This window comes from Paenibacillus sp. FSL R7-0216 (assembly GCF_037969915.1).
Lineage (GTDB): Bacteria > Bacillota > Bacilli > Paenibacillales > Paenibacillaceae > Fontibacillus > Fontibacillus rhizolycopersici.
On the sequence record NZ_CP150222.1, the window covers coordinates 3746786 to 3772463 of the forward strand.

Consider the following 25678-nt stretch of genomic DNA (forward strand, 5'->3'; position numbering starts at 1 on the left):
TCATTTATTTCGCGATGAGGTCTCCCAATGAAACGGAATACCCCTTGGAGACATTACCAGAAGTGTCGACAGATTTGAACTGTACCGTGTACCCTTTCGGATTCTTCATGTCCGGCAGCACTACGGTCTGAACGCCGCGAGCTACCTCCATCATATCGCCGAATGGCTTCTTGTTCTTTAGCAGACGGATCTGCACCTTCTCGCCGTCCACATCGTACGGACCGTCCCAATATAGCCGGATCCGTCCGTTTTCCTTTACCGCGCGCACATGTTCAACTTCCCCCGGAGGCGTATGGTCGCGGGGCGGTTCAGGAATCACGGGCGGCGCCGTGAATACGGCCGGATCGCCGAACGTGAACTTATCCAGGTTAAACAGCCAATCCGAGCCTTTGAAGAGGAGGAATACGATATGTTTACCGCGAACCGGGGAGGTAACCTCCGCCGAGAACACTTTAAACTCCTGCCAGCCGCCAGTTCCGGTGACGGCCGTCTCCGCGATCACGGGGCCGCTTGGGCTGTCCAGCCGTACCTCGATCGTCCCGCCGGCGGTATCGCTGGCGGCGCTGACATGGAATTGCGCTGCTCCGCCGTCTTCGCCAAAGTCTACGTAATTGTACATAGCATACGGCTGATTAGGTCCAAACATCCCTGCAAGGTACGTTTGTCCCCCGCCTTGCTCCGTGCCGAAACCCGAACCGCTCGTATAGCTTTCGGCCTCCAGCTTGCCGTAAGCATCCTGGGCCTTGCCTTTAACAGTCGTAAAGCTGAACCAGTCGAGGTTACACGGAAAATCGCTGCCGTCCGTGCCATAGAACACCAGGTAGACGTCGTGGATGCCAGCCGCTGCCGTGTCATCGACCGTGGACATCACATCGATCCATGTCGCCCAGTCGCCAACAGCGGGAATAGGAAGGGTGCCGACGGTTGGCCCGTTCAAGCTATCCAACTTCACCTCGATCGTTCCGCCGCGGTTCCCGCTCGCGACATGCGCCGTGATTCCGGCCGCACCGCTGCCGAAATCGATGCCCTCATAATGAACGTACGCGCCATTCGTGATTCCCTCCAGGAAGCCATGCTCGCCGTTTCGGCTTACCCCGGAACTGGCGTCGAATTCGCCGGCCTTCCGTTTGGCATAGGCATCGGTTCTCGTCGGATCGGTCTCCGTAAACCGAAACCAGTTCAAGTTAAACAGATAGTCGTCATTCGCCTTGAGAAAAGTGAAGTAGACATCATGCTTTCCGGTTACCGTCACTGAATCGCCTTGGTCATCCTTGAGCACGGCAACCGCATCGATGAACTGGTTCCAGCCGCCCGTGCTTTCGACCCGGACCGTACCGATCTTAGGACCATCTTCGGCGTCCAGCCGAATTTCGATCGTTCCGCCGGACGTTCCGCTAGCTGCCCGGGCGATGAAGCCGACGGCTCCCGTCGTCCCGAAATCGACGTTTCTATAAACCGCAGTATGCCCGTGCTTTATTCCGCCCAGTTGCAACGTGCCTTCCGCGCTACCCTCTAGCACGAAGCCTTGGCCGATGTTGTATTTTTCCGCTTCGATTCGTTGATAAGCCGATTTCACTGGGTATGCCGGAACGATGGACTTCGGTTGCACGACCGTCAAGGCCTGGACGGCGCTGGAGGCGGCCCAGGATTCATAGGTTCCGGACAATAGCTGCCCGATCCAGTTGCCGTCGACGATGCCCTCTGCGTTCCGATGGCTCCAGGCCATGGTTGCATTCAAAGCCAGCCAATCGTCAAACTTCCGTTCAAACTCCCGATGAGCCCGGGGTTTGCTGCCATCTACCGCTTGCTGCAAGTACGCCAAATTGCGTAGCAGGATCGTTTTGCCGCCTTTCAGGTCCCCGTTCGGGCCTTCATAACCCAGCAGCCCATTGGCTTCCGTTTGATGCGCCATGGTAAACTGAGCTGCCTTGATCGCATCCTCCAGATACACCTTATCGCCGGTGACCCGGTGCAGCATGGTGGCGGCACCGATAAATGTCCCCTGATTATAATGCGTGGCATCCGGCACAGGGCCGCGATCCGGTTCAATCCGATCGAACACCTTGCCGTTTCCATCCGTCAGCATCGTTTTGCCCCAGCGGTAAATTCGGGTTGCCGCCTCCAGATAATGCGAGTCCTCCGTGATCTCGTACAGGAACACCGCTGCTTCGGCTGCCGGGAAGTTAATGCAGGCGTTCTTCGTGACATGCTCGCTGTTCAACCACCACAGACCGCCGTTCGCAAATTCGTCATCCCACTGGGTATCGTATACAAAATCAAAGTAATATTTCGCCTTGTCCAGGTAGCGGGCTTCCCCGGTGATTTGATAAGCTCTTGCGCTGGCCATCGCCCACCACATGATGTCATCGTTAAACGGATTATTCGTCCAGTCCTCGCCATATTTAAGAACGGCGCCGTCAAAAATATCGTCGATCTGGGCGCGAAGCTGCGCCTTCAGTTCCAGGTCCGAGGTGCGAAGATAAGCGTCCATGACCATTTCCCATAACTCGGCTTCCACCCAGAAGCCCTGGTAGTTGGAGCCGCGATTGGAATCGGCCCAATAGGATTTGGCCTGCGGATCCCAGAACTTGGCGTTAAAGGCTCGGATTGCGGCGTCCGCATCTGCGGAATTGAAGCTGGCCGCTTGAGCCTCCGGAGCCTTCGCCCCGGTAAGCAGCGATATCGAGAGTGCCATCGTCAAGGTGAGCGTAAGAAATTTCGAAGCGGTTCTTTTCACTTGATTCCCTTTCACGGCAAAACCTCCATTTGCGGATTCATTCCGTACTGAAAGCTAGCGCATGGCAATTTCCAGACCGCATAAGCTGAGCACGAATTCAACAAACATCGCGTTGGACCAAGAGAACCATTCCCGCGAGTATTCCGAAGGATTATCCTTGTGGAAACCTTCATGTACCAAATTCGTTCCGGCATCGGTTCGTTCGAACATGCCCAGAATGTCCAGCTTTTCCGATTCATCGAGCGCAGTGATTCCCTGGATGGACAAGGCGATGTGCCAGATATAGTCCGGGGGCGTGTGCGGGCTGCCGATCCCTTTGGCATAAGTTCCTTCATAGTAGTAAGGATTGCGTCGGCTAAGGATCATCCGGCGGGTGTTCAGATAAATCGGATCGTCCTTGCTGCAGTAATCGAGATAAGGCAGCGACAAAAGACTAGGCACATTGGCGTCATCCATCAGATTGACCCCACCGAGCCCATCCACCTCGTACGCATACACCTTTCCAAACTCCTCGTCATCGATGACCGCGTACTGTTCAATCCCCTGCCGAATGTCATCGCGCAGCGCGCGTACCTCATCGGCGAAATCGTCGTCCCCGTAAAACCGTTCATTGATCTCCAGTAAATAACCCAGCACGACGATCGCAAACAGGTTCGATGGAACGAGATAGCCGTATTTGCAGGCATCATCGCTTGGGCGGAAACCCGACCAGGTCATGCCCGTATACATTACCGGTCCCGGGAGTCGATCCGTTTCCCCGCTGTTTTCCCGTACGAACGTATATTTCGAAAGTTCCTCGTGGCGCTGCTCGGTCCGCCAGGTTTGCAGGATCAGCTCGGCCGCTTGCTTGAATTCCGGCGTGAAGTGACGGGTCTCCCCGGTATTTTTCCAGTAAAGGTAGGCTAACTGAAGGGGATAACATAACGAATCTACCTCGTATTTGCGCTCCCAAATCCAACCGGACATCTCGGTCAAATCCGACTGATGGCCGCGAAAATTCTCGAATTCGTTAAACGCGTTGGCGTACGGATCTCGCAAGATCGATTGGCATTGCGTCATCAGTACCCCTTCGATAATCTCGCGCAAGCCGGCATCCTTCGCCGCCGGGATCAGATACGGCCGGAGCTGGTTGACGGAGTCGCGCAGCCACATGGCCGGAATATCGCCGGTCAGCATAAACACCGTTCCGTCCTCATGACGATGGATGGTCGTTTCCAGCGTATTTTCGTAACACCGTTTAAACATCTCCACGATTTTCGGGCGATGCTTCATCTTCGTTTCCACCAACGCGATGATGTCGGTTTGGGTTAGTTGCTCAGTCATGATCTCTCTCCTCCGTTTAATCTAGCAGTGGTTTGATGGGACTTTTTCCGCGTGGTTTCTTCACTCCGATAACTTCAGCTTTGCCGCCGCTTCCAGCAGCATCAAGCCGCTCAGCTGGACGCTGAGCTGGACCGGCAGGGTAGGTGGCTCCTTCCAGGAAGGGCCGCATAAGAGGGGGTTCTCAAGCAGCCCCTCGGAACGAAGCTTCTCCGCATTCATGAGAAGGACCTCCCGGACACGCGGGCAAGCCGGGTCGATCTCCAGGAGACGGACGAGGTAGCGAATCAGGATCCCTTTAAATAAGCCGGTATCGTCGATCCCCTCCTCGGGAAGCAGACCGGTGCCGGGCTCACCCAGCTCCTTGAAGCAGGCGGCAGCGGTCCGTCTGGCATCCTCCAGGTAAACGGAATCGCCGGTGCAGACGTACAATTCAACACCCGCACCGATAAAGACGCCCTGGCAATAAGTAAATCGCCAGTCTTTGTCGATCGTTCCGTCCCCAGTGCGGTTCATGCCGTCCCACACAAAGCCGGTAGCGGGGTCGACCAGATGTGTTTTATTCCACTCGTAAATCCGTTTGGCCCAAGCGAGGTCGTCAGGTCGGCCGAACAAACCGTAGAGCCGGGCAGCCAGGATCGCTGCGGGCGCGTTGGCCGGGGTGTTTTTGTAATCGAGCTGATCCTTCTTCCACGCCATCCCGCCGCCGCAATGCGCATTCCAAGCCGTTTGGATATCCGCCCACAGCTCCTGGACCTTCTCCTCGTACCACGTCTCGCCGGTCGCCCGGTAAGCCCGCAGCAGCGCCAGCGCCGTCCATTCCATGTCATCATAATAATTGTGCGTCAACGCCCCGCCGTTATAGTGTTCCAGACTGATGCAGAACTGCCGCATCCGGTCCGGCAGCGCGGGGTCGGCGGTCCGCTCATAGGCGTCCACCAGCACGTCGAGGACGTGGGCTTGCCACCAGTAATAGAAGTTTTCGCCTGCAAGGCCCGCCGTACGCGGATACCACTGGTCCAGGATGCCGGTCTCCTCGTTCCTATAGCAGGCGAACAGGTCGCGGTGCACGTGTTCTGCCAGATGAGCCCAGCCCAGTTCGCGGCGGTCCATCATCGCGTCTCCCCTTCGGTCGCGGCATCCGGAGTTAACCCCGAGGCCGCCTCCATCAGCATGACGCCGCTCAGTTGCGAGCTGAGCGACACGACTTCGCCCTCCTTAGGAGCTCGGCTCCAATCTGTGCCAAACCGCGGTTGCCCCGATGCGGTCTGCCGGCTCCAGGCGCGTTCCGCCTGAAGGCCAACATACTCGGTAACTTCGGGATGGTCCGGGGCCGCATGGGCCAGCTCCGCCAAATAGCGGATCAAGATGCCTTTGAACAGCCCGGCGTCGCCGTCTCCTTCCTCCGGCAGCAGCCCGGTTTCGCTGGAGGTGAACTCCTGGAGGACGACGCGGAACGTGCGGAGCGCCGCCTCCAGGAAAGCCGCCTCCCCGCTTACCCGGTACATCTCCACGGAAGCTCCGATAAAGACGCCTTGGCAGTAGGTGAACTTCCAATCCTTGTCGATCGCGCCGTCTCCCGTCCGGTTCATGCCGTCCCACACCAGGCCGGTAGCCGGATCAACCAGGTTCGCTGCCTGCCAATCGTAAATTCGCTGCGCCCAAGCCCAATCGTCCGGGTTTTCAAACGCTTGGTACAACCTGGCCGCCAGGATGACGGCGGGGGCGTTGGCTGGGGTATTTTTATAGTCCAATTGCGATTTCTGCCAGGCAATCCCGCCGCCCATCTGCTCGTTCCATCCGGTTTGGATATCCTGCCACAGCAGGAGGGTAGTCTCCTTGTAGCGCGGTTCTCCGGTAACTTGATAGGCGCGCAACCAGGCGAGTGCCATCCATTCCATATCGTCGTACAGCTCATTGGGCCAGGCACCGCCGTTGCGCCAAAGAAGGCCGTCGTACAGCTCTTCCAGCCGCTTGGCATACCGCCGGTCTCCCGTGCGCTTCAGTCCGTCGACCAGCGTGTCGACCGCATGCGCCATCCACCAGTAATGAAAAATGTCGTTGCACGTCCCGTTTTCGCATGGCGTTTGGATATTATACATTTGGATCTCTTCGTTCCAGAACCTTTCATCTAGCGCAGTCTGGGCCAGGTCAGCCCGTTGCCGACGCACTTCGGTTTCTTTCATGGTGGTCTTCATGTGATCTCTCCCATCTGTCCTATCCCTTGATTCCGCTAAATGCGATACCTTGGATAAAATACCGCTGCAGCAGCAGGAACAGCACCAGAATCGGCAGGATCGCTACCAGCGCCCCCGCCATCATCGGGCCGTAATCCGTCTGATAGTTGTACGAAAAAGCCTGCAGCCCCATTTGAATCGTCGCCTTCGCCGGATCGTTCAGTACGATCATCGGCCACAGGAAGCCGTTCCAGCCCGCTTGGAAGGTGAAAATCCCCAGCGTGGCCAGGGCCGGCTTGGTCAACGGCAGGTAAATGCGCCAGAAGATTTTGAACTCGCCGCAGCCTTCGATCCGTGCCATTTCCATCATGTCTTTCGGCAGTGTCAGAAAGAACTGGCGCATGAAGAACACGGCAAACGTACCGGAAGCCCCCGGCAAAATAATCCCCCAAAACGAGTTCATCAGCCCGTTACCGCCGCTGCCGAACAGGTCGTTTCCACCGACTAGCGGAATATGGCGCAGCACGTACACGCTAGGGATCATCGTAACGATCCCCGGCACCATCATGGAAACGAGCAGGATGCGGAAGAATGGCTGGTTCATCCGGAAGTTCAGCTTGGCGAACGCATAACCGCTTAGCGAGCCGAAGAACAGGTTGAACAACACGCCGATCGCGGCCAGCAGAAAAGAGTTCCAGAAATAAAGACCAAACGGCACAGTCGTAAACGCATTATAGTAATGCTCGAACGTAAGGTTCGTCGTGAACCACTTGATCGGCATCGAGAACATCTCTTCATCCGGCTTAAATGAAGTAAGCACGCTCCAGTAAAAGGGCAAAAACATAATCACAGCGATGATGGCGCTGACCGTATAAAACAACACGTTCGCCAATCTTTTCTGCATCGGTGCGCCCAATTGGACGTGACGGGTGCCGACGCCGGTTCTCGTCGTCTCTTGATTTGTCATACAATCGGCTCCTCCGCTTTGGTGATTTTCATGCTGATCAGCGAAAATACGAGAATCGCCATCGCCAGCACAAACGCCTGCGCCGAGGCATACCCCATTTGCAACTGATTAAAGCCCTGTTGGTAGATCAGGTACACCGGGGTTTTGGTGACATTGGCTGGACCGCCCTGCGTCAGCACGAACGCCTGATCAAACAGCTGCAGAGCGCCGATGATCGCCAAAACGCTGACAAGGAACGTCGTTGGGCGAAGCTGCGGCCAAGTGATATAACGGAAGCACGCGAACCGCGACGCCCCGTCAAGCCGGGCCGATTCGTACAAGTAATTGGGCACGCCTTGGAGTCCGGCCAAATAAATGATCATATTGGAGCCAACCGACTGCCACAACGTCATGACGATGATCGACACCATGGCCGTTTCCGTTTGCGATACCCAAGCCGGACCGGTGATGCCGATATACGAGAGCAACCCGTTGATCAGCCCGTATTCGGGATGCAGCATCCAGATCCACACGGTGGCCGCAGCGACGGCGGAGGTCAAGGTTGGCAGGTAGTAAAACGTGCGAAACAGCTTGACTCCGCCTTTCTTTTTGTTGAGAAGCATTGCTAGCAGTAAGGAAATCAATAAATTCAGCGGAACGAAAACAACTGCGTAATAGAACACGTTCAAAAAGGTCTGCCAGAGCAGCGTGTCGCCGATCAGGCGGCGGTAGTTATCCAGCCCAACCCAATCGTTGCTGCTCAGCACGTCATAATTGGTAAAGCTGAGATATAGGGCCATCACGACGGGGATGACCATGAATACGGCAAACAACAGCATGGTTGGTGTAATGAACAGATAGGCCATTCGGGCCTGATGCCGTTCGAGCTTATTGACGGATGCCATTCTTCGCTCCCCTTTCAGAGGCCGGTTTTATTTCACGACCGCATTTTCCGCAAGCAGTTTGTCGCCTTGCTCCTGAGCTTTCTTCAACGTATCGTCGATGGATTGCTTGTTCTGCAGGAGCAGCTCCAGATTCGGAATCAACGCGTTCTCCTCCATGACCGAATAGCCCGGATGCGTTGGACGTGTCTTGGCGAACTCCAGCGTTTCCGTAAACGGCTTCCACAACGGATCCTCAGTAAAGAACGGATCCTCGAGCGCCGGCTTGAAGCCCGGCAAGTTCAAGCTCGTTTTCGCCCACAGCAAAGCATTGTCCTTATTTGCCGTCCACCACTTTATGAACTCCCAAGCTTCATCCGGATGCTTGGAGCCTTGCGGAATCACGAGTCCGAAACCGCCCATGACGCTGCCCTTGTCGCCGTTTGGACCTGCCGGAGGCGGAACGATGCCGTAATCCAGATCCTTGCCGTATTTGTTGTAGGTGCTCATCATCCAAGGACCGGTGTACAACATGGCAACTTTGCCCGTTACAAATGCATCGGTGCCTTCGCCAAGACCTTTTTCGAAGCCAACCTTATATACTTTGTCCTCTTTCAGCAAACGCTGCCAAAACTCCAGTACTTGCTTGCCCTGTTCATTGTTGAAGTTGGTTTTGCCGTCCTCGCCGAGCATCTGTCCGCCGGCCTGTTGCAGATACATGTTGAACAGACCCGGGTCAGCCATGGAGAAGCCAGAGGTTTCTAGCTTACTGCCGTTCCACTTCGTCAATGTCTTGGCGGCCTGCTCCAATTCATCCCACGTTGTAGGCGCCTCTAGGCCCGCATCCGCAAACATCTTCTTGTTGTAGAACAACGCGCGGGCATCCACCGTCAACGGCAGGCCATATAGCTTGTCGCTGTTGGTTAATTCCTTTAAGGACTCATCAAAAAAGTCGCTTTTGTTCACGCCATCGCGCTCCATATAATCATCGATCGGGCGAAGTACGTTTTTCGGAGCGTACAGCGACGTTCTCCAACGGTCCCAGAACAAAATGTCCGGCGAACCACCGCTCGTTGCGGCTGTCAGGAACTTCGTCACCATATCCTGTTGAAGTACGTATTTAACTTCGATTTTGTCCTGCGATTTGTTAAAAGCATCGACCATCGTCTCGAATTGCTTTTGCCCTTCGCCGCCCCAGTCGCCCCAGAACGTCAGCTTCACTTTCTTGGCATTGCCGCTTCCGCTGTCTCCAGAACTGCCACCATTGCCACTGCTGTCACCGCTGCCGCTTCCTCCGCAACCAGCCAGTATCGCGCCGAACAGGACCGTCACCAGCATTACAAGCATCCACTTTCTCATTTCATAAACCTCCCCTTTTCGTTTAGATGACATAGCAATTAAAGCGTTTTCAATAAACATAGTATATTAGCATCATATCATTATGTCAATGGGGAAAAATATCGATGTTCCTGGTATGTAAAATATATATCAAACGTCCCCTTCTCCCTTCAAGCGTGACAAAACAAGGACCTCCTGTACGGAGGTCCTTGTTCGGAATTCACGATAGGATTTCACCCTGATCCGTCTGCCAAATGCAATAGCGCAGTTGGTATACAGCAAAATGCGCTGGCTAGCGTACTCAAATGTAAATGTACATTTGATTTGCCGTAAAATGCTCTCGAAAGAGACTTCAAATGTAAATGTGCAGTTCAAATTTGCTCGAATCGCCCTTTTCAGCCAAATTGTCCTCAATCAGATGCACTTTTACATCCCAAGAGCCCACAAACGCAAAAATGCCGAAACTCAACTGCACTTTTGCAGTTGGGTTCGGCATGAGGGTGGCAGTTACCTTAGTACGCAGGCGAGCAACTGCCATCGCACTACGGAGACAGCACTCCCATCGCGCACAGCCACGGTTGCTCCGCCACGGGGCAGAAGTTGGCTTGCTGCGCCGCGAGTGGCAACTCCAGCATCGAGTGGCCGCAGTTGGCCATTCCCACGGAGTGGCGACTCACTGTGCACCAGCGCATGCCTTCGCCGCAGGCTGGCGAGCGAGCCTATGGCTACTCGCGCCGCTCCCTCGCGGGTCCGGTGGATTCTCCCGGAACGAGTGCGGCGGGCAGCTTAACCTTGTTCGCTACCGGCCGGTTCTCAAGCAAGGCCAAAACATTCTCCACGGCCAGCTTGCCCATGTCCTCTTCGCTTTGGCGCATATGGGTAAAAGCGTAGCCCTCGCCAATGCGGAACTGCGGGCTGTCAAAGCAAATGATCGATACGTCTTCGGGAATGCGAAGCCCCAGCCGCGTTACAGCAGCTTTAGCCAACAGCGCGATGTTGTATTCGATGGCGAAGAACGCCGTGATTGAAGGATGCGCCTGCAAATGGCGCATGATCTTATCAATATCTCGTTCGATATTCTCATCGTAAAACGAGTTTGGCAGGGTGGAGGTCAGGTCGCTGATCCACAACTCCCGTTCCGCAGCGATGCCTCGGCCGGCATGCGCCTGCACAAACCCTTCGATCCGTTCCTCAACAGCCGACGTATCTACCGGCGGCGGGGACAGCAACGAAATGTGTGCGTGCCCGAGATCAAACAAGTACTCCGTCGCCTCCTGCGCCGCTTTCACATTGTCGGTGCTAATCGAGGCCGCCGCCACGCCTTTCAGTTCCCGGTCGATCAGCACCAGCGGGAAGCGTTCGATCACCATCTTGAGGATTTCCGCATTGAAATATTCCCCTTGCGCCGGGAATACGATCAATCCGTCCACCCCAAGCTGCAGCAGCTTCCGAATAGTCGCTTCCTCGTTCTCCTGAATCCCAAATGTCCGCTTCGGGACGAGAAAACAATCCTGCTCCCGTGCGGCATCCTCCATCCCGTAGATCAGCCGCGTCCCGTAGCTCCCGGCGAAATCCGTCAACACGACGCCGATTAACTTCCCGGCCGCTTCCCTGTCCGCTCCATTCCCGCCGTAGGCGCCGTCCATCCGGCCGTGACTTTGTTCCGCCGCTCCTACTCCATCGGCTTCCGGATCCGTGACAAACGAACCTCGTCCCGGCTTTCGAACGATGATATGTTCGGCCGCCAGCAGCTCCAGCGCTCGCTTGCTCGTAATCCGGCTAACCTGATATTCCTCGGCCAGCTCTTTCTCCGATGGGATCCGGTCGCCCGGCTTATAACTTTGATCCAGGATTTGCCGTTTCATATCATCAAAGATTTTCTCGTACATCGGTTTAGACGAGGTACTTTCACTCATGACGTTCCTCCCACGTTCCCTCACAAAAGGACATGATATATATTATAATATATCATGATATATCTTGATTGTCGAACCATGTTTGAAACGGTTCACGATGCCCCCGAAACATCAGCCACGGATAGTCATCGCTTCCAACCCCAAGGCTAATGCGCCGCAAAGCCCTGCACGGTTTCCCAAGCCCGGCGGGACAATGTATCCGTCCATACCACTTAAAATCGCCGAAGCGTTCACATACCCAGCCAGGTTCCGCCGAACCTCCTCGCGAATCAACGGGAACAACTGCGGCTGCTGCATGACGCCGCCGCCCATGATCACCTTCTGCGGCGAGAGCATCAGAATCGCGCCGGTCACCGCCTGCGCTAAATAGTAGGCTTCGATTTTCCAGGCCGGATGATTCGGCGCTAGCTCATGACCTTTCACCCTCCAGCGCGCTTCGAGGCTTGGACCCGCAGCCATGCCCTCCAGACAGTCGCCATGATATGGACAAAGGCCGGGGAAATCGTCCTCCGGATGCCGCCGCGGCAGAACATGTCCGCCTTCCGGGTGGACCAGCCCATGGACAAGCTTGCCTTCCGCCAGCACCCCAACGCCAATGCCGGTCCCCACCGTATAATACACGCAGCTATCCAGGCCTTGTGCCGCGCCCCACTTCGCCTCGCCCAAGGCGGCGGCATTCACGTCCGTATCCCATCCATAGGGAACATCAAATTGCGATTTTAACTTACCAAGAACATCATATCCATTCCAGCCCGGCTTTGGCGTCGTCGTCACATAACCATAAGTGGCGCTGTTCCGGTTGAGGTCAAGCGGGCCAAACGAGCCTACGCCGATCGCCTCTACCTTTTTATCGCGAAAATAGCCAATCACCCGCTCCAGAGTTGGTTCTGGAAGCTCTGTCGGGAAACTGACGCTATCTTCGATGACGCCATGCTCATTTCCGACGCCGCACACAAACTTCGTCCCGCCTGCTTCAATTGCTCCAATCCGCATCGTAATCTCCTCCTTTGAAGGTCTGGGATATGCTATAATCATAGAATTCAATCGCTGCCTCATCTGAATTATTCTATCCGTGTAAGGAGCATGATCATGTACCCTTTCCTTAAAAATAATCACGCGCACTACCCGCCTGCGAAGTCCGGTAACAACCTATCCCGGGCAGGACGTAAAATTGGCTTATTCACCTTGGCCGCCCTGATATTCATAGTCTGCGTGAATGCAGCCGGCACCGGTTATTCAACCGCTGCCTCCAAATTAACCGCGTCCCCTGCCTCCCCCACCCAGGCTGCCGATGTCAGCAAGAAATATCATCTACCCAAGGGGAAGGGCTTCGTATACCTTGACGAGGTGATCCCGAATGCCCTATATGATCTTCGCTATTATACCGGTGACAACTTCGTCGGGGAGCGAATCGACGGGTACAGCGGACCGTTCGCGATCTTGACCTTACGCGCGGCCCGCGCGTTGAAGAAGGTCAACGACAATTTAGAAGCCCAAGGCTATCGCCTGAAAATCATTGACGCCTACCGTCCGCAGAAAGCGGTTAATCATTTCGCCCGCTGGTCCAAGGATCCCCTCGATGCAGAGATGAAAGAACGTTTCTACCCCGAGGTGGATAAGAAGAATCTATTCAAGCAAGGTTACTTATCCTCCAAATCCGGCCATTCCCGGGGCAGCACGGTGGATCTTACGTTGGTCTACAAGAAGACCGGCGAGGAAGTCGACATGGGAAGCCGGGTCGATTTCCTTGGCCCGATTTCCGCGCATGGAGCACAGGGGCTGACCAAGGCGCAGCGGACGGGCCGCTACATTCTCAAGACGGCGATGGTCAAGCAGGGCTTTAAGCCGTATGCAAAGGAATGGTGGCACTATACCCTGAAGAACGAGCCTTACCCGTCCACCTATTTTGATTTTGACGTGGAATAACTGTCACTCGCACTCACCACTTCAAGCGGTAGATCCCCTTGTTCTCAAGCCCCCGAATCAGCGGTGTCCATGCTTCGGATTCCGGCGTTGTAGCCAGCGCGTCCTCCACCATTTGTAGTTTGGCGTCCAGCGCGTCGATATGGTGCAGGGCGACAGCCTCCGGCGTCTGCGGCTGCACCGGGCTGCCCCATTCTCCCAAATTATGGTGAGACAACACCAAATGCTGCAGCCCGAGCACCTTCGGCGAATCCAATGCAATATCGAGGTGAATCGCCGCTTCGGTGATCCATTGCGAGGACATGGAGATATGCCCCAGCAGCTTGCCCGGCGTGCTGTACTCGGACACAATGCCCAACTCGGCCACCATTTCTTCAGGCTTGGCGATATCGTGCAAAATGATGCCTGCCTTCAGCAGGTCCGGGTTCAGGAATGATCGCTGCCCGCACAGAAAATCGCCGATTTCCAGCATGCGCACCATGTGGTAAGCTAATCCGCCAAAATAAGCATGATGATGCGTTTTGGCTGCAGGGTAATGGGACAGCTTCTCCTCCACCTTCCCGACGCAATACCGGACGATCGCCTGGATCTCCTCATCGGCAATTGCGTTGATGACGCCTTGAATCGTATGAATCAGCGCCTCGGATGATATCGGTGCGGAACGGATGAAATCCGTCAGCCTCACCCCATCTTCCGGATTGGCCGGCCGGATCTGCATCACCTTGACCTGCAGCTTCTCCCGGTAGGTTTGCACGATTCCCCGCACCTTGACTAGCCCCATCGGGAAGAACGTTTCCTTATCGGTTGACGAAGCATCCCAGAATTTAGCCGGCATTTCGCCCGTCGCGTCACACAACACAATATCCAAATAATCCTTTGGCGGGTTGGCGTTGGTCTGCTTTACCTCCAGCTCCTTAAGCAAATAAAAGCCAACGAATTCATCCTGATTTCTTAATTGATTAATTTGCGTCACCCGTAATTCCTCCAAATCCATGATAAATCTATTATACTATGGGACTGCCAAAAGCTCAGCGCCTTTTCCCTTCGCCAACTTATCCCGATATCCAAAAAAGGACGCCGTCCCCGTGATATCACGAAGACAACGTCCTTCTAGAGCTCAAGCCATGCCATGACATAAGTTGTAACCCAGAATTTTTATGGTTGTCCCTCAGGTACAGCAAAAGCCCCCTTAGATCTAATCCAAGGGGGCTTTATGCACTAAGTCTTTAGACTCGCAGATTCCGACGAAAACGGTTATCTGCCGGCGTTCTCAAGCGCATTCTTCACAGCGTCGACCACTTGGGCCGATACCGCCTTCACGCCGTCTGTTTCACCAAAGGCTGCCGGGCGATACCCGTATTTATGCAACGAACCTTCTGTGGTTGGCGTTTCAATTTCCGTTTTGACGGTTTTCTCGTCAGCGGATAATTGTTCTGCGGTCTTGATTTTGCCGTTCGCATCTAGATAGAATACTTCCATTTTGAACGGAATGTTGTTTTGGACCGTCACCATGACGTAAACGGATTTGTCCTTATTGATACCGGCGAAAATGCCGTTAATGTAAGCCGTTTTGTACGACTCGTTGATTTCTGCCTTCTTATAGGCATTTTCCACAGCTGTCTTCAAAGCGGTACTGCTGCTGGTTGCCCCGGTCACGACGTCCACTTTAGCTGCTTGCTCTCTCGTTCCTGCAAACAGCAGATCGCGGGTCAGAATCGGGATCGCTCTAACTACCTCCGCATAAGCGGAAGCACCGCGGTCAACCATGTTCACACCAACACGATACAGCTTCAATCCAACAACGACACCGTTACGCAACGTGACATCCGCACGGTTCGTCCCTTTGTCATAAGCGTCGCCAAACGCAGTGTAAGTGCCGTCCTTGTAGTTGCCTTGTGTTTTCGAAGCGTTGTTCAGCAAGTCGGCGAACGCGGCTCTGGCAGCTAGGGACAAGTCTTCTTGACCTACGATCGGCGTCATGTTTGCACCTTTTTGAGTCAAACCTTCATTCAATTGAGCGACAAGAGCTTGTTGCTCTTCCGTCAGCTTGTCGGCGGCGATCAGTTTACCATCGGCGCCAAATAAGAGTACATTTACGTTCGAAACTTTGTCTGCCTTGATGTCAGCCAGAACCAGTACTTTGGACAGGTTGTCGACACCAGCGAAGGTGCCTTCAAAATACTTCGCTTTGCCCGGTACCTTCAACGCTTTTTCGAAAGCTCTTTCCACGGCCAGGTTCCAGCTGTGGCTGCTTTCGGTTGCGCCGGCAATCGCGTCAACGTCGTCGCTGTAGTTCGCGATGTACGAGCCTTTAGCGAGCAGTTTAGCCGTCATCGGCGCGTTCGCTTTTACCACTTCGGCATAAGCCGTTTCGCCCCGGTCGATCAGGTTGGAGCCCAGTCTAAACAGCTTCACATCAACCAGCTTGCCGTTGCGAATGTAGACATCGGCTCTCTCTACGCCTTTATCACGGGCTGCGCCGTAAGCAGAGTAGAAGCCGTCGATGTATTTCGAATCGTTGCTTACTTTCGCGTTTTGTTCCGCATCCCAATAAGCGTTCACTGCGGCTTTGTATTCGGCTTCTTGTCCTTTAGGACTAACAGCGCCTGTACCTTTTGCCAGAAGTTCGGCAGTAATGGCTTTCACCGACGCTGCTTGCGCTTCGGTCAGGTTCGCTTCTTCGATTGCATTGCCGCTGGCATCCAGCGGGTAAACCTTGACAGCCGTACGCTTCGTAGCATCAAAAGTAACGAAGACCATGTATTTGCCTTCCGGATCTACACCCATATGCTCACCGGCAAAATAGGTTACACCCTTTGCCTTCGCTTTCAAGGCTCTTTGGAAAGCACGGTCGACGGACATCTTCCAACCATTGCTGGAACGAGTTGCCCCGGACACGATGTCCACCTTAGCGGCTTGTTCCTGCGTTTTGCCGAGCAGATTGGTTTTCATCGTTTCATAAGCATTCCAGAGGCCGCTGTAGTTGTTGCGCACATCTCTGTCAATCAGTTTAGGGCTTGTTCTAAGCAGTTCGATCGCGGCAACTTTGCCATCCTTGATCGTTACCTTTGCCCCTTCGGTTCCTTTGGAATAAGCGTTACCGTAAGTGACGTACACACCGTCAGCGTATGGATTCTCAACCTTTTTGACGTCAGGTGTAGTCGTTTTAACCGGAGTTGCCGGTTTGGTTGTCGTCTTCGCAGGCGTTGTCGTTTTCGTAGGTGTCTTTGCCGGCGTTGTCGTTGTCTTGCTAGGTGTCTTCGTTGTTGTCTTGCTAGGTGTCTTCGTTGTTGTCTTGCTTGGTGTTGTCGACTTGCTTGGCGTAGTTGTCTTGCTAGGTGTCGATTCCTTAGCTGGCGTTTCTGATTCCGATGCAGCGGACACTACGTCAATGCCAGTCAGTTTGTTCCCCGACATACCGACGGTAAGCGACAAGGATGATAATACCAACGTCGCGCTTACTGTAAGGCTAATCAGCTTTTTCAAATGCGATCCTCTCCCTTGTGAAATTCACCAAGCTATGTAAATTACATAACCTGCTCTTCAAATGGTGTTTCTCTTTGTTATTCGACTTTGCTCAGAAACGATGAAACCCTTTCCAAGCAATCGCGCCCCTCCCTCTTGCACGATGTCTAACCGGAAACCACGCCTCCCACGAACGTGAATCAATTCACATAACAGTGGAAAAAAATAGATACGGGTGGTTTCCATTAAATACTAGGTAATTTGTCGCAAAAAAGCTGTACGCAAAATCACACAGCCTGAAAGATATGTCACGTTCTCCAAGGCGTTGCCAAAGAAAAACAACCGCCGGAGTGATCCGGCGGCTGTTGTATTCACAAACGTCCTACAGCGTATTACCGATTGCGATCCATGTCACAAATCCGTAATTGACGTTGCTCTCCTTCAGCTTAGAGATCGTGATCACGGCCGATTCGGCCGACTGCTCTTTCAGTGAAGCGGAATACGCAGCATGGTTGGTCATGGCAACAACCACATAGTTCGACGACGTGAACGGCGAATCGAAGCTAATCGTTACCGTCGTCTCCACCTCATGATGTTTCAGCAGAAACGCAACCATACCGAATTGCAGCTCCGCCGGCTGGCCCGACATCGTTTGTATCGGAGCAAAGCTTAACTGCTCCATCCCGACGGACCCCGGTTGCAGGTGGCGGGTTCCGACAGCTTCGTTGGCCAGTTGGCTGCTACCGACCGCATTCGGCGCCAGGTGAACGTTCCCGACTGCGCCCTCCTGCAGATGCTCCGTCCCAACTGCATCCTCGGCCAGCGCTCCGCCGTCCACCGCACCCGGCTGCAGATGCAGCCGACCGATAGCTGACGGCTGGATGTCTTCGGCTCCGAGGCCATCCTCGGGCAACAGCCCCTGCTGCTGAATCTCAGCAGACAAATGCCAGATATTGACGGCTTCGAGGGAGATATGGTGGGCATTCACCGACGCATCGCTAAGATGTCGGGATTCCACGCTTTCGGCTGCCAAATTTGCCCCTTGCACAACTTCTTCGCCCAAGTGCCAGCTTTGAACGGCCCCGTTCGCCAGATGCTCGCTTTGCACGGAATCCGCCTGCAGCTCGCGAGGGCCTACAACGGCTTCGCCGAGATGGCGGGCTGACACGCTGCCCTCGGCTAGCTGACCGCTTTTCACCGCGCCATTAGCCAAGTGGCGGCCTTGGACGGTTCCATTTGCCAAGTGTGCACTTTGCACGGAACCCGCTTGCAAATGACCGCTGCCAACCGCTTGTTCACCCAAGGCCACGGCGTTCACCGCTCCGGCTTGCAAATGCCGGCTTGTAATGGACGTCGGCTGTAAATCCTCCCCGCTGATGCCTTCTGCGGGCAACAGACCGCGCTGCTGCAGTTCGGCAGACAGGTGCAAGACATTCACGGATTCGGGGGCCAGATGTTGGGCTTCAACCACGGCCTTCCCTATGTGTCGGGACTCGATGCTGCCCTCGGCCAAATGTCCGCCTTCCACCACGTCGCTGGCCAGGTGCCAACCCTGCACGGACGCATCCGCCAAATGACTGCTTTGCACGGAACCTTTCTGCAGATGGTTACTTCCCACCGTTTGATCACCCAGAGCCATTTCAGTAACCGCTCCGGCTTGCAAATGCCGGCTTGTGATCGATACCGACTGCAGGTCCTCTCCGCTGATGCCTTCCGCGGGCAACAGACCGTGATGCTGCAATTCGGCGGATAAATGCCAAACATTTACGGATTCGGGGGCAAGATGCTGTGTGTCGACGATGGCCTCCCCAAGGTGCTGGGACTCAACGCTCCCTTCGGCCAAATGCCCGCTTTGCACCGCCCCCTCGCCTAGGTTCCGGCCATGCACGGACGCATCCGCCAGATGGCGGTTTTGCACGGAACCGGCCTTCAGATGACCGCTGCCAACGACTTCCTCGCCCAACGCGATGGCATTCACCGAGCCGGCTTGCAGATGCCGGCCTGTAATGGACGCTGCCTGCAGATCCTCGCCGCTGATGCCATCAGCGGGCAACAGACCGTTTTGCTGCAGATCGGCGGACAAGTGACCCGCATTCACAGTTTCGGGCGCAAGATGGTTCGCATTGACCACGGCCTCCCCGAGGTGCCGGGACCCAATGCTGCCTTCAGCCAAATGCTCGCCTTCTACCGCGCCTTCGGTCAAGTTCCGGCTCTGCACGGAAGCATCCGCCAGGTGGCGATTATACACGGAGCCGCTCTGCAAATGGCCGCTGCTGACTGCCTGCTCACCCAGCGCTATAGCGTTAACTGCTCCAACTTGCAAATGCCGGTTGGTAATGGATGCCGGCTGTAGGGCTTCTCCGCTGATGCCGGCTACGGGCAGAAGACCGCTTTGTTGCAGCTCTGGCGATAGGTGCCGGAAATTTACGGCTTCAGGAGCAAGATGACGGGCATCCACTACCGCCTCTCCAAGGTGTGGCGATTCAATACTGCCTTCGGCAAGATGCCCGCCGTGCACCGCACCTTCGGCCAAGTGCTGGCTGCGTACGGAGGCATCCGCCAGATGGTCGCTTTGCACGGAACCAGCCTGTAAATGAACGCTGCCCACCGCTTGCTCACCCAACGCTTCAGGGCCAACCGCACCGGCCTGTAAATGCCGGCTGGTGATCGATTCCGCTTGCAGAGCCTCTCCGTCGACACCAGCGGCAGGCAGCAGCCCGCTGTGCCGCAGCGCGGGCGTCATATGAGCCGCGCTGATCGTTTCAGCGGCGATATGGTAAGAGCCGATTACCGCGACTCCAAGGTGGCGGTCAGTCACGCTGCCTTTGGCTAAATGCTCGCTCTGCACCGCATCTTCGGCCAAATGTCGGCTTTGAATCGCCCCATTCGCCAGATGGCCGCTCTGCACCGCATCGGCTCGGAGATGGGTGCTGTCGATTACCTGCTCACCCAGCGCTTCAGCATCAACCGCGCCGGCCTGTAAGTGCTGGCTCGTGATCGATGCCAGCTGCAGGTCTTCCCCGTTGATGCCGGCGGTGGGCAGCAGTCCGCTTTGCCGCAGTTCGGCTGACAGATGCCCGGCATCGATCGCCTCAGGCACGATATGTCGAGAATGGATGACGGCTTCACCAAGGTGGTGTTCCGTCACGCCGCCTTTAGCCAAATGCACGCTCTGTACCGCATCTTTCACCAAATGCTGGCTTTGGATCGTCCCATTCGCCAAATGACCGCTTTGCACCGCGCCGGCTTGCAGATGCGTGCTGCCAACCACCTGCTCGCCCAGTGCTTCAGCACCGACCGCACCCGCCTGAAGATGTCGGCTTGTGATGGAGGCGGACTGCAGGTCCTCCCCGGTGATGCCCTCCTCAGGCAATACCCCGTTTTGCCGCAGAGCAGCGGACAAATGATCGACATCAATCGCCTCATCCGCGATATGACGAGATTCGATCTCGGCCTGGCCGAGATGTCGTCCTGTCACACTGCCTTCGGCCAAATGCGTGCTTTGCACCGCCCCATCGGCCAGATGGCTCGCTGTGACGGCGCCGGCAGCCAATGCTTCGGGCCCAACGGCACCCGGAGCCAAGTGCCCGGCGTCCACGGCCTGCGCCGCCAGCTTCGACCCGGTCACACTGCTTACCGCCAGCTTAGCGGCTGTCACCGCCAGATCTCCGAGCTTATCTGTCGTAACACTTTCCGGCGACAGCTTCAAGCTGGTGACTGCATGGTCCTGAAGATGCGGCGAGAAGACGACGCCAACACCCAGGTGCTCCTCCCGTACCGCCCCCGCTCCGATTTGGCTGCGGTTAATGGAACCCGTCGCCAAATGCCGGGTCTGCACGATACCTAATCCCAAATGTTCGGCCGTAATTTGCTGAGATCCAATAGCCGCTTCCGTCACCGCGCCAGGCGCGATCGCCCGGGATGTTACGCTGCCTTTAGCCAGTTTGTCAGCCGTAACGCTCCCCGCCTGCAGATGATCCGCCGAAACGGCCTCTTCCGCCAGATGATCGGCAGTCACCTCGGCGAACGCCAGCTTCTCCCCAGTCACCGCGGCATCGGCCAGATGCCACTCCTGTACCGCCTCCTGCACCAGGTGCCCACTTTGCACCGCCCCTTCGGTCAGATGCTGACTCGTAACTGAGCCCCGGGCAAGCTGCGTCGATTGGACAGCGCCTTTAGCCAGATGCCGGGTCAACACGGCCTCATCGGCGATTTTCCCCGGCAGCACGCTTTGATCGGCAATTTTAGACGAGGTCACCGCCTGTTCCACGATATGCGACGTACCCACGGACTGGTCGGCCAGCTTCGTGGAGGGAATCGCCTTGTCTGCCAGATGCCGTGCTTTTATCTCCCTGTCAGCGATATGCTCCTGCCCGATACTGCCCGGCTGGATATGTTCGCTGCCTATCGCCCCTGACGCAAGATGGCGAGATTCGACCACGGCTCCGCTCAAATGAGCCGACGTGACACTCCCCATTTGCAGTTGTTCTGCACCAACGCTGGACCAGGCCAACAGCTCCCGGCCGATCAAGCCCGGAGCCAAGTGGCGCGAGATAATGACCTGATCCGCTAAATGACGGCTTTCTACCGTGCCTTCTGCCAATTTGTCCCCCGTCACGGAGCTATCGCGTAGCTTAGACGTTGTCACGGAGGCGTCCCCGAGCTTCGAGGTGTCGACCGCCCCGTTGGCCAAATGCTGTGCATTCACGGCTCCGCTGCGGATTTTATCCCCCGTCACCGCTTGGTCCTGCAGCAACTCGGCCGTCACGATCCACTCCGACAAATGGCGGCTTTCCACCGCTCCCTCCGCCAGCTTCTCCCCGGTGATGACCCGATCGGCCAGCTTCTCCGGTGTAATGCTGCCGTCCACCAGCTTCTCCCCGCTAATGGAGTGGTCCCGGATCGTCCGTCCTTCGATCGAGCTGTCCACCAAGTGGCTGCCGTTCACCGACGACGGAGCGATTTTGGACGAGGTCACCGCCCGGTCTGCCAGCTTGATGTTCTCCACGGCGTAGTCGGCGATCCAAGCCGTGTCAATCGTCCCCCGCATGATCCGCGAAGCGTCGATCGCGAACGGGGCGATTTTCTCCCGGGTCACGGCTTCATCAATGATATCGTCGGTATAAATAATGCCTTGCTCCTGATTGGGTGCGGTTTTTTCGCTCAACAAATCCTGCAACGCCCGCGTCCCGTCCATACTCTCGTGCTCCGGCTCTGCCTCAATGGCAGCCGGCACCCTGGTCTCTTCGCCTTGTTCTGGCAGTGTGAGCGCTGCAGTTTCATGAAGTCGAACCCCTTCATCCCCAGATTGCGACGAAACCTTTCGTTCCTCCAACAGCGTTAATTCGTTGATTTCCGGGTTATCTACGAAATAGAGCGATTTCCTCGGTCTACTAGGTTTCGCTGGTTTTTGTCTTTTCAAGAGCCGCCCTCTCCTTTGCCAAAAGTTAATCATCTCCGGTATCATATGCGGGCAATTAGGCTCTTGTCACAACGCTTTCGAGTAGGAAATAGCCGTCCAAAGACTCGAGAAAAGATGAAATGGTTTCGCCAAATTTCTACCGTTTTTCCGCACCTGTTAGCGCGTTACAATAACCTTGGGTGTAAACATGTTGATCCATTCCCTTTGTCAAGAACCTGGAGGCCACCGAACATGGAAAACGATCTCACTTTGACCACCACTAAGTCTGCGAGCACAAGCTCTGCTCTGAATCAACACCACCGCCGCTCCTTCGCGATCATTTTAACCAGTGTCGTGCTGCTCACCTTCGGGGGGAAACTGTACGAAATCATTCTTCCGTTGATGATTTACGATATCACCCATTCCTCTGTGGCCATGTCCAGCATGAAAACCGCGGAACTGCTGCCCAATTTCTTCTTTGCCATTTTCATCGGGGTCTTCGTGGACCGCGTCAACAAAAAACGTTGGGTCCTCTGGATGATCGGACTCCAGGCCGTCCTGCTCCTGAGCTTCGCCCTCTTGTTTCGGAGCGGGATCCATTTGCTGCCGGTCTATTATGCGATCGGCTTCTTCCTGATGACGCTGAGTTACGGGTATTTCAACGCTGAAGTCAGCCTCATTAAGCTGAGCGTCCCGAACCAAGAGCTCACGGCCGCCAATGCCAAGCTGAGCTTTGCAGAGACTTTCGTCGGCATTATGGGACCGGCCTTGTCCGGCTTGATCTTGATGTTATCCGACGTCTCTGACGGACTGCTCATCACGTCGGCATGTTACCTGATCTGCATGGGATTGTTCACAAGACTGAAATTGACTGGGGAAAAAGAAACTCCGCGGCAAACTAAGTTCGCCGCGGAGTTTCTGGAGGGGTGGCATGCTTTTAGCTCCAATAAGCCACTCATGATGATGACGGTATTCGTTGTTTTTCTGAACTGCACCTATACCGTGATCAACACCACGGCAATTTACTTCGCCAAGGACGACCTGCGGTTGTCCTCGTCCCTGCTGGCCGTCGTACTCTCCGCTTCGGGAGCTGGAGGCCTGGCTGGAAGCCTGCTTTTGAACAAGCTTAGACAGGCCTGGGGTCTTGGCAAAGTGTTCGGCGCTTCGATCCTGCTGAACGCTGTCGCTTATTTTCTACTATTTATCACACATGGACTTGTGTCGTTTGCAGCCGCCTTATTCGTATGTGGATTTGCCGCAACCCTATACAGCGTTTCGGTGTACGCGTTCCGTCAAGAGCAGACGCCAGCCCATCTCATGGGCCGGATCACCGGAATTACCGGGACCTGCTTCCGCATCGGTATGCCGATCGCCGTCTACGCTTCCGGCTGGGTGATTGCCTGGTGGGGGGCAAGTGTCATTTTTGTGGCCTGCTCGGTATGGAATCTGGTCGCATTGGCCGTTTACGTGCGGACCCGTCTATGGAATGTTCAATAATTAAATGGTCTGAACCACATGCGAAGAACCGCAGCATTTCCTATTTAACGCTCACGCACCCACACCGTCATTTCCCCTTCGCCGCGGTTGGCCCAGGCGTAATACGGGATGAATTTGAGCGCTGCCTTCTGTTCCGACAGTTGCGCAGACGCGCTGTACAACCCGCCGTTCCAGTCCGGCGCGGCGCGGCGAACCGCCTCAGCCTGTACGGTGACGACGCCGCCGAGCAGTCCGGCCTCGCGTTCGATCCGAAGCTCCGCCTCCCGCGGAAGTGCCAGTTCATGCAGGTTCGCGCCATTGTCGGCCTGTTCCAAGCAATATACAAGCGGGCCGCGTTGCAGAGCGACTTTCCCGGCGTTTGCCCGCACGAGCGGGTGACTGTACATGCGCGTCGCCGGCATCGCCAGCGTAAGTTCCACGATGTCCCCCTTACTCCACTGCCGCTGTAGCCGGAGATAGCCGTCCTGGAACAAACCTTCCTCCAGCGGCACGATTTCCCCATTCACTTTAAGGCTCGCTTTCGGGCACCAATCCGGCAGCCGCAGCGCGAGCGTAAAGCGGCCTTCCCCTTCCGGCTCCACTTCGAAACGCACCGTTCCGTCCCAAGGGTAGTCCGTCGTTTGCGTCAGCTTCACCTTGCCGCCGCTGGTCTGCAATTCGGCTTCCCCGCCGATATAAAGATGGGCGTACACCGTGTCCCCTTGGACCGTATACATGTATTCGCCTAATGAAGCCAACAGCCGGGCGATGTTCGGCGGGCAGCAGGCGCAACCGAACCACTCCTGGCGCACCGGTTTGACATGGTCTACCTTATGATTGGCGCCACCGCAAGCCTTCGGATCCACCTCCAGCGGATTCACGTAGAAGAAATGCTTGCCGTCCCGGGCCATTCCGCCGACGACCGTATTGTACAAGGCCCGCTCCATCACGTCGGCGTATCTTGATTCCGGCGAGATCCGCAGCATTCGCTGGGCGAAGAAGATCAGTCCGATCGACGCACAGGTCTCCGCATATACCGTGTCGTTCGGCAGGTCGTAATCAAACGAGAACGCTTCGCCTTGCGGCATCGAGCCTACCCCGCCGGTAATGTACATCTGTTTGCCGACGATATTGTCCCACAGCTTACGGCAAGCCGCCAACAGGGTCTCATCTCCAGTCAGCGCCGCTACGTCGGCCATCCCGGTCAACATGTAGAGCAGTCGAACGGCATGCCCTATTGCCGTCTCTTGTTCTTGTACCGGCTGATGCGCCTGATGGTAAGCGAGATCGACGTGTTTGGCGCTCCCAGCCCAATGCGTTTTCCCGTCCCGCTGCTTCAACTCCTCCTCGAAAAAGAAAGGCTGCTGCCCTCGCTGATCGAGAAAATATCGACTTAAGCGCAAGTACCGTTCCTCACCGGTCGCCTCGTACAGCTTCACGAGCGCCAGCTCGATTTCCTGATGGCCGTCGTAGCCGGCCAGCTTGCCGGGTTCTAGGCCAAACACACTGTCGATGTAATCCGCGAATTTCGCGACCACGTCGAGCAGCTTTCTTTTTCCCGTGGCCCGATAATAGGCAACTCCCGCTTCGATCAAATGTCCCGCACAATAGAGCTCATGGCATTCCGTCAGGTTCGTCCAGCGCTTGTCCGGCTCCTTCAGGATAAAATACGTGTTCAAATACCCGTCTTCCTGCTGGGCCATCGCGATCGTATCGATCAACCCGTCGGCAATGGCCGCCAGCTCCGGGTTTGCATCCGCTTCCAAAAGATAAGCCGCCGCTTCTAGCCATTTGGCCAAATCACTGTCCTGAAACACCAGCCCATAGAATTCGCCTTGGGACTGACCCGCGGCGATTTGAAAGTTGCGTACCGCACCGCTGGGTTCCGCACCTTCCACCCGGTCGTTTAGCGCCTCCCATTGATAAGGAACGACAACCTCCTTAACCAATTTGATATAGTAACTCCAAAACTCGTCGCGGATTTTTACCTGATTTAGCGCGATCCGCTCGGAACGCGGCATTTGCCCGGCCATATTCATCGCAAAGCGTCCTCCTCTTTTTTGAAAAATCATACTGACAAATCTCATTTTATCTCATA

15 protein-coding genes are annotated in these 25678 nt (G+C 55.6%); 2 read left to right on the forward strand and 13 right to left on the reverse strand.

The features are described 5' to 3' along the window. Window positions 1-4 precede the first annotated feature (4 nt). The 9 genes from MKZ15_RS17160 to MKZ15_RS17200 all read right to left on the reverse strand — a co-directional run bounded on the left by MKZ15_RS17160 (window position 5) and on the right by MKZ15_RS17200 (window position 12308). Window positions 5-2752: a carbohydrate-binding protein gene (locus MKZ15_RS17160; RefSeq protein WP_339817100.1), complete on the reverse strand. Its 2748-nt coding sequence runs from the start codon at window positions 2750-2752 to the stop codon at window positions 5-7. Between the two features lie 39 nt (window positions 2753-2791). Then, a complete protein-coding gene (locus tag MKZ15_RS17165) occupies window positions 2792-4060 on the reverse strand; it encodes a glycoside hydrolase family 125 protein (protein WP_339817102.1) in 1269 nt (422 codons plus the stop codon). A 60-nt stretch (window positions 4061-4120) separates the two neighbouring features. Further along, window positions 4121-5173 (reverse strand): glycoside hydrolase family 76 protein, encoded by a 1053-nt coding sequence (locus MKZ15_RS17170; RefSeq protein WP_193416530.1) that lies wholly within the window; start codon window positions 5171-5173, stop codon window positions 4121-4123. Further along, on the reverse strand, window positions 5170-6255 hold the full coding sequence (locus MKZ15_RS17175; protein ID WP_339817104.1) for a glycoside hydrolase family 76 protein: 1086 nt from the start codon (window positions 6253-6255) through the stop codon (window positions 5170-5172). Before MKZ15_RS17175 ends, MKZ15_RS17170 begins: the two co-directional genes overlap by 4 nt. Window positions 6256-6274: 19 nt before the next feature. Continuing rightward, entirely contained in the window at window positions 6275-7138 is an 864-nt protein-coding gene (locus MKZ15_RS17180; protein WP_193416588.1) for a carbohydrate ABC transporter permease, read from the reverse strand. A gap of 59 nt (window positions 7139-7197) precedes the next feature. Continuing rightward, window positions 7198-8085: a sugar ABC transporter permease gene (locus MKZ15_RS17185; RefSeq protein ID WP_339817105.1), complete on the reverse strand. Its 888-nt coding sequence runs from the start codon at window positions 8083-8085 to the stop codon at window positions 7198-7200. Between the two features lie 27 nt (window positions 8086-8112). After that, on the reverse strand, window positions 8113-9420 hold the full coding sequence (locus tag MKZ15_RS17190; protein ID WP_339817107.1) for an ABC transporter substrate-binding protein: 1308 nt from the start codon (window positions 9418-9420) through the stop codon (window positions 8113-8115). Window positions 9421-10124: 704 nt separating this feature from the next. Beyond that, on the reverse strand, window positions 10125-11315 hold the full coding sequence (locus tag MKZ15_RS17195) for a substrate-binding domain-containing protein (protein ID WP_193416532.1): 1191 nt from the start codon (window positions 11313-11315) through the stop codon (window positions 10125-10127). 111 nt (window positions 11316-11426) lie between these two features. After that, window positions 11427-12308, reverse strand: a complete 882-nt coding sequence (locus tag MKZ15_RS17200) for an ROK family protein (protein ID WP_193416533.1) — start codon at window positions 12306-12308, stop codon at window positions 11427-11429. Window positions 12309-12404: 96 nt separating this feature from the next. Between MKZ15_RS17200 and MKZ15_RS17205 the strand changes: the two genes are divergently transcribed. After that, window positions 12405-13241, forward strand: coding sequence for a M15 family metallopeptidase (locus MKZ15_RS17205; protein ID WP_193416534.1), 837 nt, complete (start codon window positions 12405-12407; stop codon window positions 13239-13241). A gap of 13 nt (window positions 13242-13254) precedes the next feature. Here the strand turns inward: MKZ15_RS17205 and MKZ15_RS17210 are convergent, their stop codons facing one another. From MKZ15_RS17210 to MKZ15_RS17220, 3 genes are all read right to left on the reverse strand, one after another. Then, on the reverse strand, window positions 13255-14211 hold the full coding sequence (locus MKZ15_RS17210) for an HD domain-containing protein (RefSeq protein WP_339817110.1): 957 nt from the start codon (window positions 14209-14211) through the stop codon (window positions 13255-13257). A 281-nt stretch (window positions 14212-14492) separates the two neighbouring features. Then, entirely contained in the window at window positions 14493-16724 is a 2232-nt protein-coding gene (locus MKZ15_RS17215; RefSeq protein ID WP_339817112.1) for an FMN-binding protein, read from the reverse strand. Between the two features lie 361 nt (window positions 16725-17085). Then, complete coding sequence (locus tag MKZ15_RS17220; protein ID WP_339817113.1) at window positions 17086-22125, reverse strand: WIAG-tail domain; 5040 nt, start codon at window positions 22123-22125, stop codon at window positions 17086-17088. 231 nt (window positions 22126-22356) lie between these two features. Between MKZ15_RS17220 and MKZ15_RS17225 the strand changes: the two genes are divergently transcribed. Next, window positions 22357-23601, forward strand: a complete 1245-nt coding sequence (locus MKZ15_RS17225; protein ID WP_339817115.1) for an MFS transporter — start codon at window positions 22357-22359, stop codon at window positions 23599-23601. Between the two features lie 44 nt (window positions 23602-23645). Here MKZ15_RS17225 and MKZ15_RS17230 read toward each other — a convergent pair whose 3' ends face one another. Next, complete coding sequence (locus MKZ15_RS17230) at window positions 23646-25619, reverse strand: beta-L-arabinofuranosidase domain-containing protein (protein WP_244868435.1); 1974 nt, start codon at window positions 25617-25619, stop codon at window positions 23646-23648. Window positions 25620-25678: the final 59 nt, after the last annotated feature.

Bases quoted from the DNA above. Each gene is read 5' to 3' on its own strand.
- MKZ15_RS17165 (WP_339817102.1), bottom strand. From the start codon at position 4,060: ATGACTGAGCAACTAACCCAAACCGACATCATCGCGTTGGTGGAAACG.
- MKZ15_RS17170 (WP_193416530.1), bottom strand. From the start codon at position 5,173: ATGATGGACCGCCGCGAACTGGGCTGGGCTCATCTGGCAGAACACGTG.
- MKZ15_RS17175 (WP_339817104.1), bottom strand. From the start codon at position 6,255: ATGAAGACCACCATGAAAGAAACCGAAGTGCGTCGGCAACGGGCTGAC.
- MKZ15_RS17180 (WP_193416588.1), bottom strand. From the start codon at position 7,138: ATGCAGAAAAGATTGGCGAACGTGTTGTTTTATACGGTCAGCGCCATC.
- MKZ15_RS17185 (WP_339817105.1), bottom strand. From the start codon at position 8,085: ATGGCATCCGTCAATAAGCTCGAACGGCATCAGGCCCGAATGGCCTAT.
- MKZ15_RS17190 (WP_339817107.1), bottom strand. From the start codon at position 9,420: ATGAGAAAGTGGATGCTTGTAATGCTGGTGACGGTCCTGTTCGGCGCG.
- MKZ15_RS17195 (WP_193416532.1), bottom strand. From the start codon at position 11,315: ATGAGTGAAAGTACCTCGTCTAAACCGATGTACGAGAAAATCTTTGAT.
- MKZ15_RS17200 (WP_193416533.1), bottom strand. From the start codon at position 12,308: ATGCGGATTGGAGCAATTGAAGCAGGCGGGACGAAGTTTGTGTGCGGC.
- MKZ15_RS17205 (WP_193416534.1), top strand. From the start codon at position 12,405: ATGTACCCTTTCCTTAAAAATAATCACGCGCACTACCCGCCTGCGAAG.
- MKZ15_RS17225 (WP_339817115.1), top strand. From the start codon at position 22,357: ATGGAAAACGATCTCACTTTGACCACCACTAAGTCTGCGAGCACAAGC.
- MKZ15_RS17230 (WP_244868435.1), bottom strand. From the start codon at position 25,619: ATGAATATGGCCGGGCAAATGCCGCGTTCCGAGCGGATCGCGCTAAAT.